At 33.6% G+C, this 14,234-nt stretch carries 16 protein-coding genes and 2 pseudogenes; 12 read left to right on the top strand and 6 right to left on the bottom strand.

Annotated elements, in window-relative coordinates; translation table 11 throughout:
* The first annotated feature begins 247 nt into the window (after positions 1–247).
* Positions 248–487 carry a DUF3977 family protein gene (locus tag H280_RS0118170; protein WP_020062555.1) on the top strand — a complete coding sequence of 80 codons (240 nt, stop codon included), beginning with the start codon at positions 248–250 and terminating at the stop codon, positions 485–487.
* A 57-nt stretch (positions 488–544) separates the two neighbouring features.
* On the opposite strand, the pseudogene H280_RS26605 reads toward H280_RS0118170, so the two are convergent.
* Both H280_RS26605 and H280_RS0118165 read right to left on the bottom strand, forming a co-directional pair.
* Positions 545–643 (bottom strand): annotated as a pseudogene (locus tag H280_RS26605) (GNAT family N-acetyltransferase); the annotation flags it as partial.
* A gap of 52 nt (positions 644–695) precedes the next feature.
* Complete coding sequence (locus H280_RS0118165; protein ID WP_020062554.1) at positions 696–1,103, bottom strand: ribosomal maturation YjgA family protein; 408 nt, start codon at positions 1,101–1,103, stop codon at positions 696–698.
* A 921-nt stretch (positions 1,104–2,024) separates the two neighbouring features.
* On the opposite strand from H280_RS0118165, the gene H280_RS0118155 reads away from it, so the two are divergent.
* The 5 genes and pseudogenes from H280_RS0118155 to H280_RS0118135 all read left to right on the top strand — a co-directional run bounded on the left by H280_RS0118155 (position 2,025) and on the right by H280_RS0118135 (position 4,485).
* On the top strand, positions 2,025–2,921 hold the full coding sequence (locus H280_RS0118155) for a PhzF family phenazine biosynthesis protein (RefSeq protein WP_020062552.1): 897 nt from the start codon (positions 2,025–2,027) through the stop codon (positions 2,919–2,921).
* Between the two features lie 41 nt (positions 2,922–2,962).
* Entirely contained in the window at positions 2,963–3,469 is a 507-nt protein-coding gene (locus H280_RS0118150) for an NUDIX hydrolase (RefSeq protein WP_020062551.1), read from the top strand.
* A gap of 33 nt (positions 3,470–3,502) precedes the next feature.
* Positions 3,503–3,922: a GNAT family N-acetyltransferase gene (locus tag H280_RS0118145; RefSeq protein ID WP_028411298.1), complete on the top strand. Its 420-nt coding sequence runs from the start codon at positions 3,503–3,505 to the stop codon at positions 3,920–3,922.
* Positions 3,923–3,930: 8 nt separating this feature from the next.
* Positions 3,931–4,116, top strand: a pseudogene (locus H280_RS0118140) (M3 family oligoendopeptidase); the annotation flags it as partial.
* Between the two features lie 144 nt (positions 4,117–4,260).
* Positions 4,261–4,485: a hypothetical protein gene (locus tag H280_RS0118135; RefSeq protein WP_020062548.1), complete on the top strand. Its 225-nt coding sequence runs from the start codon at positions 4,261–4,263 to the stop codon at positions 4,483–4,485.
* Positions 4,486–4,715: 230 nt separating this feature from the next.
* Here H280_RS0118135 and H280_RS0118130 read toward each other — a convergent pair whose 3' ends face one another.
* The 3 genes from H280_RS0118130 to H280_RS0118120 all read right to left on the bottom strand — a co-directional run bounded on the left by H280_RS0118130 (position 4,716) and on the right by H280_RS0118120 (position 7,531).
* The gene (locus H280_RS0118130; RefSeq protein WP_020062547.1) at positions 4,716–5,162 is read right to left on the bottom strand and encodes a GNAT family N-acetyltransferase; all 447 of its coding nucleotides are present in this window, start codon (positions 5,160–5,162) and stop codon (positions 4,716–4,718) included.
* 88 nt (positions 5,163–5,250) lie between these two features.
* On the bottom strand, positions 5,251–6,483 hold the full coding sequence (locus tag H280_RS0118125; RefSeq protein ID WP_020062546.1) for an MFS transporter: 1,233 nt from the start codon (positions 6,481–6,483) through the stop codon (positions 5,251–5,253).
* Positions 6,484–6,487: 4 nt separating this feature from the next.
* The gene (locus H280_RS0118120) at positions 6,488–7,531 is read right to left on the bottom strand and encodes an ArsR/SmtB family transcription factor (RefSeq protein ID WP_020062545.1); all 1,044 of its coding nucleotides are present in this window, start codon (positions 7,529–7,531) and stop codon (positions 6,488–6,490) included.
* Positions 7,532–7,715: 184 nt separating this feature from the next.
* On the opposite strand from H280_RS0118120, the gene H280_RS0118115 reads away from it, so the two are divergent.
* From H280_RS0118115 to H280_RS0118090, 5 genes are all read left to right on the top strand, one after another.
* Entirely contained in the window at positions 7,716–9,920 is a 2,205-nt protein-coding gene (locus H280_RS0118115; protein WP_020062544.1) for a bacteriocin-associated integral membrane family protein, read from the top strand.
* A 9-nt stretch (positions 9,921–9,929) separates the two neighbouring features.
* Positions 9,930–10,568 (top strand): ABC transporter ATP-binding protein, encoded by a 639-nt coding sequence (locus tag H280_RS0118110; RefSeq protein ID WP_020062543.1) that lies wholly within the window; start codon positions 9,930–9,932, stop codon positions 10,566–10,568.
* Positions 10,569–10,605: 37 nt separating this feature from the next.
* Positions 10,606–11,352 (top strand): Nif3-like dinuclear metal center hexameric protein, encoded by a 747-nt coding sequence (locus H280_RS0118105; RefSeq protein WP_020062542.1) that lies wholly within the window; start codon positions 10,606–10,608, stop codon positions 11,350–11,352.
* A 93-nt stretch (positions 11,353–11,445) separates the two neighbouring features.
* Positions 11,446–11,973: a hypothetical protein gene (locus tag H280_RS0118095; RefSeq protein ID WP_020062540.1), complete on the top strand. Its 528-nt coding sequence runs from the start codon at positions 11,446–11,448 to the stop codon at positions 11,971–11,973.
* A gap of 35 nt (positions 11,974–12,008) precedes the next feature.
* Entirely contained in the window at positions 12,009–12,761 is a 753-nt protein-coding gene (locus H280_RS0118090; protein ID WP_020062539.1) for a WecB/TagA/CpsF family glycosyltransferase, read from the top strand.
* 50 nt (positions 12,762–12,811) lie between these two features.
* Here the strand turns inward: H280_RS0118090 and H280_RS0118085 are convergent, their stop codons facing one another.
* A complete protein-coding gene (locus H280_RS0118085; RefSeq protein WP_020062538.1) occupies positions 12,812–13,528 on the bottom strand; it encodes a HoxN/HupN/NixA family nickel/cobalt transporter in 717 nt (238 codons plus the stop codon).
* Between the two features lie 419 nt (positions 13,529–13,947).
* Between H280_RS0118085 and tatA the strand changes: the two genes are divergently transcribed.
* On the top strand, positions 13,948–14,154 hold the full coding sequence (gene tatA / locus H280_RS0118080) for a twin-arginine translocase TatA/TatE family subunit (RefSeq protein ID WP_020062537.1): 207 nt from the start codon (positions 13,948–13,950) through the stop codon (positions 14,152–14,154).
* Positions 14,155–14,234: the final 80 nt, after the last annotated feature.

The raw sequence follows: 14,234 nt of genomic DNA, 5'->3' as shown, positions 1-14,234 counted from the left end.
CGCAACTGTGATTGATGGTAACAGTCAATCAGCCTAAGATGCTATACGCACTGTCTTAGGAGGGGCAATGAGATGCCCTCATCTTGAAGTCTGTTCAAAACAGAAATGGACTGCGAACGTTTAGTCATTCAAGAATCCCACCCGTCAATCCGTAAGGATTAGGGCTTGCGACTTTAGTCGTGGGAGTCTCAAATAACATAATTATGTTGATAAAAATGGGTGAATATTTTGATAAGGGGAACTACAATTGAAGTATATTGAATTTGGAATCGGGAATAAGTGGCTTGTTAGGACAGAAATAGAATATGATGATGGTACTGAAACGGAGCAGCGTGGTATTTTGAAGCCAATTCATTTTGAATCGGCGTATATGAGATGTTGGGTAGGAAAGACGTGTTTTATTGTAGATACAAAAGAAGGCTTTAAGAAAATGAAGAAGAACCGTAATGAATTCAAATTTATTTTTGGAATTGTTAGTAGGAGATAAGTAGAAAATGAGAGGAATCAAAAGGTTACATACAATGCGCTTTTGATTCCTCTTATTTCATCTATGCCCTTGTTTTCTTGCTTCTGTAAATCCATAGTACGCACAAGCACCATTTTGAGAAAGATCTTTTACTTCAAAGCCGCATTTTTTATAGAATTCTAAGCTTACATGTATTAGTCAAGTGTACGAATGTAGGTCTAGAAAATTGTTATACGAGGTTGCTAGGTTTTCGAATCCATATAAATAATATTTCGCTTATCACACCTACTCCAATGCCTAGCACATAAGCCAATAAGTCACTCCATAAAAAGCCATAGCCTAATATCAATCCACCTAAAGTCGTTTCGCGAATATGATCAATCCAACTCGCATGATACAATTGGCTGAACTCAATAATATAACAAAATGATAGGGAAAATAACGCAACAATTTTTGTTTGAGCACTATTGAAAATAAATCCAAAACCAATAAAAATCATTAAGGCCCATAGTGCATCTCCTAAGTATGTATTCAAAATATGGGGTAACACATGAGCCATTTTTCTTGATGTTAGCCCAAATACAATTACAATGATGGTCATTATTGCGTATAGTAAGCGATTGCGTTTATATGTCATACGTAAATTTCTCCTCAAAGTATTTTTTTCAAAAATTAATAGATTAACGATTTATATTTTTGCTTATACATGAAAATGGTGTCACATGTTGCAAATATCTTCTTTTTATGCATACAGTTTCATGTAACTATGCAATTGTAGTATATATCATTACTGTAACGAGAGGGAATAATAATAAAGGAAATCTTCAATCGTTGTATATAAAGTGATATTAAATAGTAAGGGGAGGGAGGTTCATAATTGAGGAGCATTCTGCATAAATGTGTTTATATTTCTGAATAGCTTCTTCGAAATACTTAATAATGCTTTTTTCTTTAAAAATGATTTTCTCTTCGTCAAGTAAGGCTCGTCCGAAGCGAAATAATCCTTCTTGTTCTTCATGATGAATAGCTACTATAGCATTAGGAGATGGGAGGAAATCTGAACCTAGAGGAAAAGGGATATGAAATGAAAAGTGAAAAGTCTCTAGTGATTGCTTTGTTTTGGTTACGTGTTTGGACAGCTTTTTTAGTAGCTTTTTTTCTGTTTCTTGCGACTTCTTCCTTATGATTTTCTCGCCAAAAATTTATAGTTTTTTGCGTCAGTTTGTTTACTTCATAGAAATCTACATTTGCTAAATGAAAGACATTTCACAAAAAATAGATTATTGAAAACATTATCTTTGAAAAGTGGTATATTAAATGGAAGGTATTATTTTTAGAAAAGAAGATCTACATGGATTTTGAATGGAACAAGCAAGTGTCAATATTGCATAATAACAAAATGGGATACAGGAGATGAATCAGCAAAAAGAATATTGGAATGAAGTAGCGAATGACAAACAATTTACTACGCCTTTTCAATTTGATTGGTTTGCGAAATATGTATGGGAAGTTTGAAGTAATAGATTTTTGAATCTTATATGCTGAAGGGATGAATCTAGTGAATATAGTAAAAGTTTATCATTATGATGCATTTAGCGATAAACCAAACAAAGGAAATCCGGCTGGTGTTGTTTTACAGGAGGGCAAATTAACAGAAGATGAAATGCAGAACATAGCCTATAAAGTAGGGTTTAATGAAACTGCATTTGTAATGGAATCGAGCGTAGCAGATTGGAGAATTCGTTTCTTTACGCCAGGATTCGAAATGGATCTTTGTGGTCATGGAACTGTAGCCGCGATTTACGCATTGCAGACTAGAGGTTTAATAGAAGGGACAGGAAACTTTACAATTGAAACGAAAGCAGGAGTTTTACCAATACAAGTAGAGCTTGATTCAAATAGTAGACCATACATAACGATGAAACAAGCAAATGCACAGTTTCAAAAATTCGATGGTTCAAGAGAAGAATTAGCGACTTCTATCGGTCTACATGATAATGATTTAGACGAAAACTTACCAATTGTATATGGAAGTACAGGGAATTGGACTTTATTAGTTCCAGTGAAACAGCTTGCGTCTTTTGAAAAGATGAAGCCTAACAATAAGTTATTTCCATCTATCTTAACGGAAATGCCCCGAGCCTCCATTCATCCTTTCTGTTTCGAAACATACGACTCAAATGCTCACATGCATGCACGTCATTTTTCATCATCATATGCTGGTACAATTGAAGACCCAGTAACTGGTACGGCTTCCGGCGTTATGGGTGCATATTACGTTACGTTTATTGATAAGAAATGTAAAGAACAAAAAGAATTTTTAATAGAGCAAGGGCACGAAATAGGGAAAGATGGACGAGTGCGAGTAATGGTGAGAAAAGAACAGAATGATGCGTTACAGGTTAAGATTTCGGGAAGTGCAGTGTATGTGGACGAGTTTGAAGTTACTTTATAAAAAATATTTAGCAATTTTTAATGGATGGGGGTATTTAGATTTTGCATGCATTACTAGGAATTTCAGAAATTATTGATGAAAACAACGTTAAGATCAACTACAGAGAAGCTGTCAGAGCAATTATTATGCAAGACAATAAGATTCTTCTCGTTCATTCTAATTTGGGAGATTATATATTTCCCGGAGGCGGGATTGAAAAGAATGAAAGCCATGCAGAAGGATTAATGAGAGAAGTGGCTGAAGAGACGGGGTATCTTAACTGTGTAATTAAAAATAAAATGGGTGTGGTCGTTGAAAGGTATGTAGATGAATATGATGAAAATGCTATCTTTCAAATGACTTCACATTATTATTCTTGTGAAGTGAATGGCGAGAAAACCGCTCAAAAATTAGAAGGCTATGAGCTTGAACAAGGATATACACCGCAATGGGTGAAACTTAATGATGCGATTAATCAAAATGAAAAGGTTATGACCCAATGTGAGAAAAATTGGTGGATACATCGAGAAAATTTTGTTTTAAAGGAACTGAATAAAATCAAAAGTTGAATGAATTACGCAAAAGAAAGTGAGGGTGAAAAGTTGAATGTTAGAGTAGCAAATGAATTAGATTACCCTGCTTTAAGGCTGATATATTTAGAATCACGTCGTAAAAGTTTCCATTGGGCGGACATAGAAGAAATGACTCTAGAAGATTTTGATAAGGATACTGTAGAAGAATATATTATTTTAGTAGAAGAAAATAATCATATTCTTGGATTTGCTTCTTTATATTTACCAGAAAACTTTATACATAATCTATTTGTTCACCCTGATTTTTCCGGTAAGGGTGTTGGTGGAGCGTTGCATAATGCCTCTATAGAAAAAATGAATAAACCATTAAGATTGAAGTGTGTATCTAGGAATGAAAAAGCAATGAAATTCTATGAAAATAAAGGTTGGAAGAAGGTTGTTGAAGAAGGAGAATCTGCGGAAAGATATTGGGTTATGAAATATGAATGAAAATATATAAAGAAAAAGGTAAAGAATTTGAAAAAGATTATTTAAACTTGCTTCGCGATTCAGGAAGCATGCCCACAGAAGATTTAGTTATGAAACATTTAGGAGAAGATATCACATCGGAAGCTTTTTGGGAAAAAGGAATTGAATTATGCATTAAAGATGTCGAAGAATTTATGAAATTAACTACTTCATAAGGTAAATGGAGAAATAAATTTCTACAAAATTGTTATTTATACAATGTCAGAGTTAATCAACCTTGCTGTATACATATAAACGCAAGAAATTCGTTTCTAGGATAACTCTATATAGCTGTATAATGAATAGGGAGGTAAAAAATCTTGACAAAGAAACGAATCGTATTTTTATGTTTAAGTTTTTCTGCTATTTTAGTAGTGTTTTTTTACACAAGAGGGTACAGTGGTGAATTGGTACAATGGAGTGACAGTGTGGATTCTGTTAATACAGATATTCTTGAAAGAAATAACATTCCATATGAAATTAAAAATAATAAGGTATATATTCCTAAAGATGCCTTTGATAAAGCGATATGGTGTTGTTCCTAGAGGTGTAAATAAGTATTTATAAAGGAAGTTTCTCAGGCGTAATTATTTAATCATTTATAAAAATATGTAGTATAGCTTATAACAAGATTGAAAAGTAATATAAGGTAGATGGGTAATTTTGTACTATAGTGACTTACAACGTTACGGATATTCCAGCCTTAAAAATCCCAATCCCTCAATGAAATAAATGAGAAATTGGGATTTAATTATTCAACAATTTCGCCCAATTGTTAAAGAGCATCCATTTTCCGCAAATGCTTTACAAATCTATAACCAGTTATTTCATAATCTAGGAATTTATAAAGTTCGTGTGCCTTTACTCTTTTTTCACTTTTTCCACTTAGAAGATAAATAAAATCAGAGCCTCTTTTCAAAGACCATTCTTCTACATATTTAATCAATGCTTTCGCAATACCTTGACCGCGATATTCTTTCTTTGTAACTAGCGAGGTTATTTGGATCTTTTCATCGTTGTTTGTGTATGTAGTATGAATTGTTATTCCTATCATCCCTACTAAGTGTTTATCATTTATTGCAACAAAGGTGTAGTAATTTGGATTAGATTCGATACGTTCCATTCTTACTTTCATTTCATCTAATGAACTAGGATAACCTAAATCTGGCATTAAATCTGTTAATTGTATGATGTCGTCAGAATTATATTTTCTTATTTCCACTAAAGACTCCTCCACAGTTTTTTCTCTAATTGTATCATTTTTAGTAGGACCTTTAATCCAAGTGAACTTCTTTAATCAATACCTTAAACTACGTGTTAGTAATGTTTTCTTTCTCCTCATCTAAAAAGGAAAAGAAGGGGAGTAACATACCGAATAAAGCAGGAATCATAATAAAGCTACCGATCATAATATACAAAAAACGGATGCCAGATAATTCGACAATTTGCCCTGCGAATAAAATACCTAAAGGCATAGTTGCTCGAATCAAGAAGAGACGAACAGAAAATATTTGTCCCATTAGATGAGAAGGAACGATTTTTTGAATAAGACTCGTTTGGTGAATATTGAAAAACGGGAAAGAAATACCTCCAAGAATTTCGCATAAAACAGCAAGAGGAAAGGAGGTTACAAAGCCGAGTAAGAAAAAGGATAAACCGCCCATAAATAGACCGAAAAGCATCATATATCTTTGCGGCCATGTATTTCCCCATTTACCGACTAGGAAAGAACCAATTACATATCCAAAAGGGAAACTCCCCATGAAAATACCGTAAGAAAAAGATGTTTTGTTTAATTCTTCTATTATAAAGGGAACATTGATTACCATCGTTACTCCAACGCTAAATTGAACTAAAGACGTAAAGAATCCAAGCCAAATGAGCGGACGTTGTTTGAAAAAATATTGATATCCAGCAATGATTTGTTTTCCCCAAGTAACTTGTTTACTAACATGTGTAACTGAAGATTCATGAAGATAAGCAAGGCTACCAGCGCTTATAAAAAATAAACTTCCTACTATTATGTAAGTAAATGAAGCTCCGATGTAAGCAATGATAAGTCCTCCCAATGTAGGAGCTAAGAAGCTCATTGTTCGGACTGTGCCGTCAAGCCAAGCGTTTGCTTGTGTGAGTTTATGATGTTCGACGATTGTAGGAAGCATGGATGATGCAGCTGGAACGTAAAGAGGCTGCAAAATTCCAAGTACGACTTGAATAACGAACAAGCTCCATATCTCAATCTGACCTGAAAACATAAGAATGACAGGTAAGAAGAATACAGTTCCTCTTAAAACTTGAGACCACATCATCATATATTTACGACTTATCCTGTCAATGAATGGGCCGATAAAAAGCTGAAGAATTAAAGACGGGATAAAATACGTTAGCCATAGCGTTCCCATAGCTGACTTAGAACCGGTCAGTTCATACAATAATAACGAATTACATAAAGCACCTATCGCTCCTCCTAGTTCAGAAATAGTTTCCCCAAGCCATAACCATAAAAAAGAATGGTTCTTAAATACATGGTGATTTTCTATCATTTTTTCACCTCTTTTCTAGAAAACGCTGTAATTTTTCTTGAAGAGAAGTTAAATGGTCAAGCTGTATATAATACCGAGAACCTTTGCCGCTAATGATGCGAGCTGCTCGAAGTAAAGATAGATGATGAAGAGTTGTTTTAGGAATTTTGAGCTGCTCGGTTAGCTCTTGAAGTGAGTGATCTCTTTCTGTAAGCAACTTTATAATTTTTAATCGGGTTTCATCCCCAAGTGCCTTATAACTATGAACTAATGTAGAAGGAGGAGAGTATGGGTCTTCGATTACACTCACATTATCGTCTGAGATTGGGTAATAAAATACTTTCATACCTGGTAAAGTTGTTTCTACGTTCCAAGGACGATATACGTATTGCGGGATAAGTATCACTTGATGAATAGAAGGCTCTGGTTGATACGGACTGCCTGTTATATATTTGACAAGCTCCTCTGGATGATAAGTTGATTGAAGCGCACGTTTTTGCTGGGCATCTCGTTCAAGCATGCTGGTAAACTCGGTGCAATTAGGTTGCACTACTGTTTCATACCAACCTTCAGAGATGATTTTTAAATGTTGTTTAAGCAAGGAAGTATCAATAGATGAAATATGCTTTATGTATGATGGAAAGAACTTATGATGTTGGCAAGCTTTTATAAGGGAAGTAATAGCTTCATCGTCTTGCTGGGATGCTTTTCGGCGATTATCTTCATGCTGTAAACCGATATAAGGTAAGGAGTGCCAGCGTAATTCCTCTTCAGTCCGTTCATCTAGAAAACAAAAGAAATCTTCAAGAGAATCAAAAGAATGGGAATGAAGTAATTGCAGCAAAGCGAACCATGTATTGTGCTTATGTGTATATTGTAGCTCTTTGCGAACGGCCGCAGGTAATTGTTTCTCAATCTCCTTCCAATACTCTATCGGCTTTTCAAAAGTATGGTGAAAATCGTAATACGTAAAAGCCGCAATACCTAATCCCATTTCGAATAAAATCGAATGTTTAATTTGAACAGAATACGTTTCTCTTGTCACATTTAGGTTCATTACTTTTTTCATTGTTTAGTCTCCTTTTTATTTTATTCTATATTTTTTGAATTTTATTTTCGATAATTTTCGAATTATTATGTGCAAGTTACTATAGATTTCATTTTGAAGTGAAAAATAAAGGTATATAGACAACATTCTTCTCGATGTTCCCTTTTTTCTGAAAATATACTAAAATATGACAGAGGAGGATGTCATGAAAAAAGTTGTTGTGTTTTTTCTTATTGTAGCTTCTATCTTGTCAGGGTTTATTGCATTTCAACAAACCGATCATAAAGAATTCGAAAAAATAGAAAAGGTAGAACAGAAGGTAGGTAAAGAATTCGTTATCCCAAATGTGATGCTTTTTAGTAATCCTAGTGAAATTTATCCTATATTGCTTGATGCAGCAAAGGAGTCGCATACAAATATTTTTCGTACAAATATTACGTATCACAAAGATGAACAGGCAGAAATTTTAAAGTATGTGTTACTAACAACTGAAACGGCATATTTCAAACAGTTTCAGTTAAGTAGCGGGAATGAGTTAAAGCCGAAAGACACATTTGAAGGGAATGCTTTTTTATCAACAGTACATACGAAGGAGTCAAAGCAAAAGGGGATTATTAAAGACTTTGGAGATAATCATACGATTACAATTAAACCACTTCAAACGTCATATGAGCATTTACCTATGGCAGGCCGATATGTCGTAGAAGTAGTAGATGATAAATCATACGATGCATTTTTAAAGATTTTCTCTAAAAAGCTAAATCAGCATTTTAAGCCGAAACAGTATATTGTTGCTGATGATTTTAAACGTAATCTTAGCAATAATGAAGATACTGTCGGTTCACCAATCAACTCTTTAGCCTATATTCAATATATAGTATTTATTGTTCTCTTGTTGTTTCTTATTTATTATGTTTTTAACGAAGCGAAAAGAATTGGTGTTATAAAAATGCACGGCGTATCGAATGTACGTTTATGGTTTATCGTGATAGGAAAAATAATCTCCATAATGTTTGTTTTATCGTTACTCATTTCAGTGCTTGTATCAGCTTTTATAAAAAATGTAACGCCGGAGTTTATTTATACTGTTGTATTCAATCAATGTAAGACGTATTTTATCATCACGATATTATCTCTCGCTGCTTATTTCTATATTTCTAAAATCAAAGTCAATCAAATGATTAAAAATAGAAAAGATACGAAGGGGATTTTTGTATTAAATACGCTATTGAAAATCACTTGTTCTATTATATTTGTTTTATTAGGGACGCCTATTGTAGAACAATATATTACAGTGAAAGAAAAACAAGCGAATTTAAAAAATTGGGAGAAAAACAAAGATTATGGTGTCTTTTATCCGCTTTCTGGAGGGAATGATGAAGAACAACAAGGGATGGATAAAGTGGTATCAAGTATAAATGGTGATTTGTATCCTATTTTAAATAAAATGGGAGCGATATTAATTGATTCCAAGGATTATGAAGAATTAAAATTATCTATAAACAAGGATTATAAAGGGATGCAGTCAGTTACAGTGAATAATAATTACCTTCGCGAATTTCCGCTATATGACATACATAATAAACGTGTAGAAGTTTCAGAAGATACAGAAAGGTGGATTTTGTTAGTACCTGAAAAATATCAAAACAGGGAAAAAGAAATTATCCGCTTGTTTGAAGAATGGAGAAAGCCAGCAATAGAATATGAAGAAAAAAGAATGCATAGAGAGGTCCCCAATCATTTACGTAATCGAAAAATAGATATGATTTGGATAAAGAATAATCAAGAAATCTTTAGTTTCAATCCAAATGTATATAAATCTAATCATAATAAGATTAAAGATGAAATTATTGAAGTAATGACAGAAAAGAATAGTTTTGTTGGAGAAAGAGATCTTATACTAGGCGGAGGGGCGAACGATCCTTTAAAGATTAAGTTAATTGACAGAAATGCAGGATTAACATATAAGGCATTGGAGCCAGAGCTTAAAAGATTAGGATTAGATGATAATTTAAAATATCTTGTAACAGTTGATCAAAATATTTTAAAAGATATATACGATATGCAGCAATTTATAAAAATGTTATTCATGGTTACTTGTGGATTAATTGCCGGCATATTATTTTTGGTCACACAAAGTATTATTCTGTATTTCAATAAAAATCAGCAGAAAATAGTGGTGCATCGTTTATTTGGGGTAGGTTTTTTTAGAACGTATAGAGGGTACATGTTGTTATTTGTCTTGACATGGACTATTCAACTATCAATTTGCTTCATCGTAAAAAAAGAGTTTGATATGAAATTACTTACAGTGGTGGCAGTGCTTATATTAATTGAGCTTACCGCGTCTATTATCGCATTAATCACGATGGAACGAAGAAATAAAAAAACGGTGATAAAGGGAGGTTAATAGAAACAAATGCAATATATATGTGAACTAATAGATGTTAGTAAAAGTTATGGAAATCATGCAGTTTTAGATGAGTTCAATTTGAAAATTTGTGAAGGGGAAATGGTTGCAATTACGGGGAAGAGCGGATCTGGTAAAACAACGATTCTTAATATTATGGGAATGCTTGAAAATCCAGATAATGGATTCGTTAAATTATTTGATGAAGAGAGTCCTAGTATGGGTTCTAGTAAAGCAAATAAGCTTCTGAGGACGAAAATGTCGTATCTCTTTCAAAATTATGCGCTCATCGATAATGATACGGTAAATAAAAATTTAGAAATTCCTTTAATTTATGCGAAGAAAACAAAGAAGGAAAAGAAAGAACTAAAAGCAGCCGCCTTAGAAAAAGTTGGACTGAACGTATCATTACAGCAAAAAATACACGAGCTTTCAGGAGGGGAACAACAAAGAGTCGCCATAGCAAGGATACTTCTAAAGCCTTGCGAATTAATATTGGCTGACGAACCAACAGGCTCTTTAGACGATAACAATAGAAATGAAATTATACGAATTTTAAAAAATCTAAATGAAGAGGGAAAGACAATTGTTATTGTTACGCATGATCCATACGTAGCACAAGTATGCGATAGAGTCATAGAATTATAATTTTACGAAAATGAGATAATTAAGGGGAGAGGAAAATATGCATATACAACAATTCAAACAACATATTGAAGAACTATTTGGAGAACATTTACGTAAGTACGGCGATGAATTTGGGATCACAAACGGAAGCAATGAACATTTTCATAAGATAGGTTATGCTACTAATTTAACGCTTGAGACGATTGAAGAAGCAAAGAAAGAAAATGTAGATATGATGATTACGCATCATGATGCATGGGAATTTCTATACGGAATGGAAGAAGCTTGTCAAACAAAATTGAAAGAATATAACATCAATCACTTTTGGGTACATTCACCGTTAGATTTTGTTAAATTCGGAACTTGTACTTCGTTATTTCATACAATCGAAATTGATGAAATGATAACATATTCTTCTTATGACGATGAAGAATTACCTGGCATTGGTGAATATACGAATCCAATTCCATTTTCAAAGCTTGTAGAAAGAGTAGAGAATAAACTCGGTGAAAAGGTGAAGGCATGGAAAAATAATGATAAGGAAGTAAAACGAGTTGGTATTATAACAGGAGCAGGCCATTCAACTGATCATATTCAAGCAGCGCTAGACAGTGGTTGCGATACATATATTACAGGAGAAAAGACGTTATATACAGTTCAATATGCACAGTTTAAGAAGATTAACCTTATTGTAGGCAGTCATACATTTACAGAAATATTTGGTGTGGAAAGTTTAGTGAAAAGGTTGCAGGAGTTTGATAACTCGCTTGAGGTTGTTCGATTGTATGAGGAGCACCTGGAATAGAGAAAGGGTATGTAATGGATAAGCCTTCAGAAATTGTTGTAAATGTAGCTGTTAACTATGGGGAAATTACAGGTGTTTATGTAGGAGGTATACATGAAATTTAAATATGAGTTAAGCGGTCACGGCTGGGCAGAAGGGTTTATTGAAGTGGATTCTAAGAAAATTTCATTTAGTCCCGGTTATGTAACAGATGCTTTTGGAGATTTATTACGAGGTCTAACAGATTTATTAAATGGTGAAGAACGTGTTGTAACTTTTTTATGGGAGGAAGAACCTATTGGTTTAAACTGGAGGCTCAAACTTCAGGGCAGTATGGAATTATCACTAACTATAACAGAATATGAAGACACATCAGACCATATTGAGGGGAAGGAAGGCGTAATCATTGTAGATACCACTTGTGATTTTCTTGACTTTGTTAAAATGATTATAAAAGAAGCTGATCAATTGTTATGCAGACACGGGATAGTTGGTTATCAAAAAGTGTGGATTGAACACGAATTTCCATTAAGTAGTTACTTGCAATTGAAATATGCCTTAACAGAAGAAGAACAAAGTAAGGATTGTGAAAAGAATGAGTTCAAACAAGAACTTCATTTCCTTACTCGGAATTTTACATAATAATAGAAGCATATGAAGGGAATTAGATTTAGAAAATGAAACAACAATACATAAAAGGAATACCATTTTGTAGTTTGGAGTATAAGCAGGTAGTACATATACTAAAAGATTGGTTAGCAGAAAAGAACGAGAGACCAAGATTTATTGTGACTGCCAATCCTGAAATTGTGATGTCTGCGAAAGAGCCATCAGCTGAATCTGTACACTTCAAAAATATTTTGTTATCTGCGGATTTAATTACAGCTGACGGAATCGGTGTTATACTCGGTTCTAAAATTTTAAAAGGACAGTTGAAAGAGCGGGTTACAGGTGCAGATTTAACGTATGACTTAATAGAATATTGTAATCAAAACAGCTATCGCGTATTTCTTTTTGGAGCTGCTCCAGAAAATAATGAAAAAGCAATTGAAAATTTAAAAGTGAGTTTTCCGCACGTCATGTTTCAAGGACGACACGGTTTTATAGGTAAGGAACAAATCGAAGAAGTAAAAGATCAAATCAAACAGTTTCAACCTCATTTGCTGCTTGTAGGCCTGGGTTCTCCTAAGCAAGAGATGTTTATTTATGAAAATCTTCAAGAACTAAATGTCTCGTTGTCCATTGGTATTGGCGGGATGATCGATATTATATCAGGTAATGTCAAAAGAGCACCAAAGATTATGAGAGATACGGGAACGGAATGGTTATATAGGTTGGTAACACAGCCGAAGAGAATAAAGCGACAGCTTGTGCTGCCGAAGTTTTTATTGTCAGTTACGGCGGATCGAGTTAGAAAAACGACGAATTAAAGTATGAAAAGAGATGGGTTTTCCATCTCTTTTTATACTTGTAATGAATTCTATTGGATCCAAAGTTTAAACAACCCTTCTGTCACTCCTATGTTGTACATGTAATATATTCCAAACACTATACTAATGCTCCCAGTTATTTGGGTGAGTGTTTTATTCAGACTTATTTTTTTGGCACTAAAAACAAATGGAATCCCAATAATTGTTGTAAAGAAAAGCATCCCAATAACAGTTCCTATACCAAATATAAGAATATAAATTGCCGCTTCCCAAACACTTTTCACCGTACTCATAGTTAATAGAACCATTGCCCCACTTCCAGCAAGTCCGTGCACTAAGCCGATCATCATGGATTTAAAGTATGAAACATTTTTATGTTGGTGTTGATGCTCGTGTTTACCGCTATGTATATGAGAGTGGATATGCTTATGTTCTTCTCCATCATGTTCGTGCTGGTGTACATGAATATTTTTTAATGAGGAGACAGTGGTCACACCAAGATAAACGAGCATAATACCTACTAAAAATTCTAAAGACATTGCCCACTTTTCTGGTATTTCACCTTTCATAAAAATAAGAATGATACCAATGATAAATAATGTTGCAGTATGACCTATTCCCCAGAATACTCCCGCTAAAGTGGAACGAGATAATTTTTTACTCTGACTAGCAATAGTAGAAACAGCGATTATATGATCTGGCTCAATTGCATGCTTGATTCCAAGTACAAATCCTAAAGCTAGAATAGATAGAAAACCCATCTCCATTCAAATACCTCCTTTAATAGTATAGCTTGTGAGATAAAAAGTTTCGAAACACGTTATAAATGTTAGTAAATAAGAAGTGACATCCAACAAAATACAATGCAGGAATGTTATTACAAAGGTAAATTATAGCAGAGAAAAATAAATTACTTTAATAAAAGTGGAAAAATTCATAAATTCTTCTTAAACGAGCAGGTGAGTTAATGTAAGAAAAAAGTTCTATAAGTACTTACGATGTTGTTGCTAACTTATTGATTTGCAAATCAATATTAAAAGAATCTTATTACACTAATAACAAAATTGTCACATTTCGTTCATATTCGAACTTCCTGTGAACTTCCCACTATTTAGGACATTATTTACCAAAATAATACTATAATCGATTTTAGAAACATACATCAGAAGTGAAAGGGTGAATCCGCATGTTTTCTAATATTGGTATTCCTGGTTTAATTTTAATTTTAACTCTTGCACTTATAATATTTGGCCCTAAAAAGCTCCCTGAAATTGGCCGTGCGTTTGGTCAAACGTTAAAGGAATTTAAGAAATCTACAGCTGAATTAAGAGATGATGTGGTAAGTGAAGTAAAGATCGAGAAGAAGGAAGAGCAAAAAGTTGAAACAAAATAAGGTGTAGTAGAAAGAATTTGGAATGTCTGCGGTTTTACTTTTGCATGTAAGCGATTTCGTGTTTTTGTACGAGTTGTTTT

The sequence above is a fragment of the Bacillus sp. 123MFChir2 genome (genome assembly GCF_000383235.1).
Taxonomy (GTDB): domain Bacteria; phylum Bacillota; class Bacilli; order Bacillales; family Bacillaceae_G; genus Bacillus_A.
The sequence above is the reverse complement of the archived record's forward strand: the minus strand, read 5'-3'. Positions and strand labels throughout refer to the sequence as shown.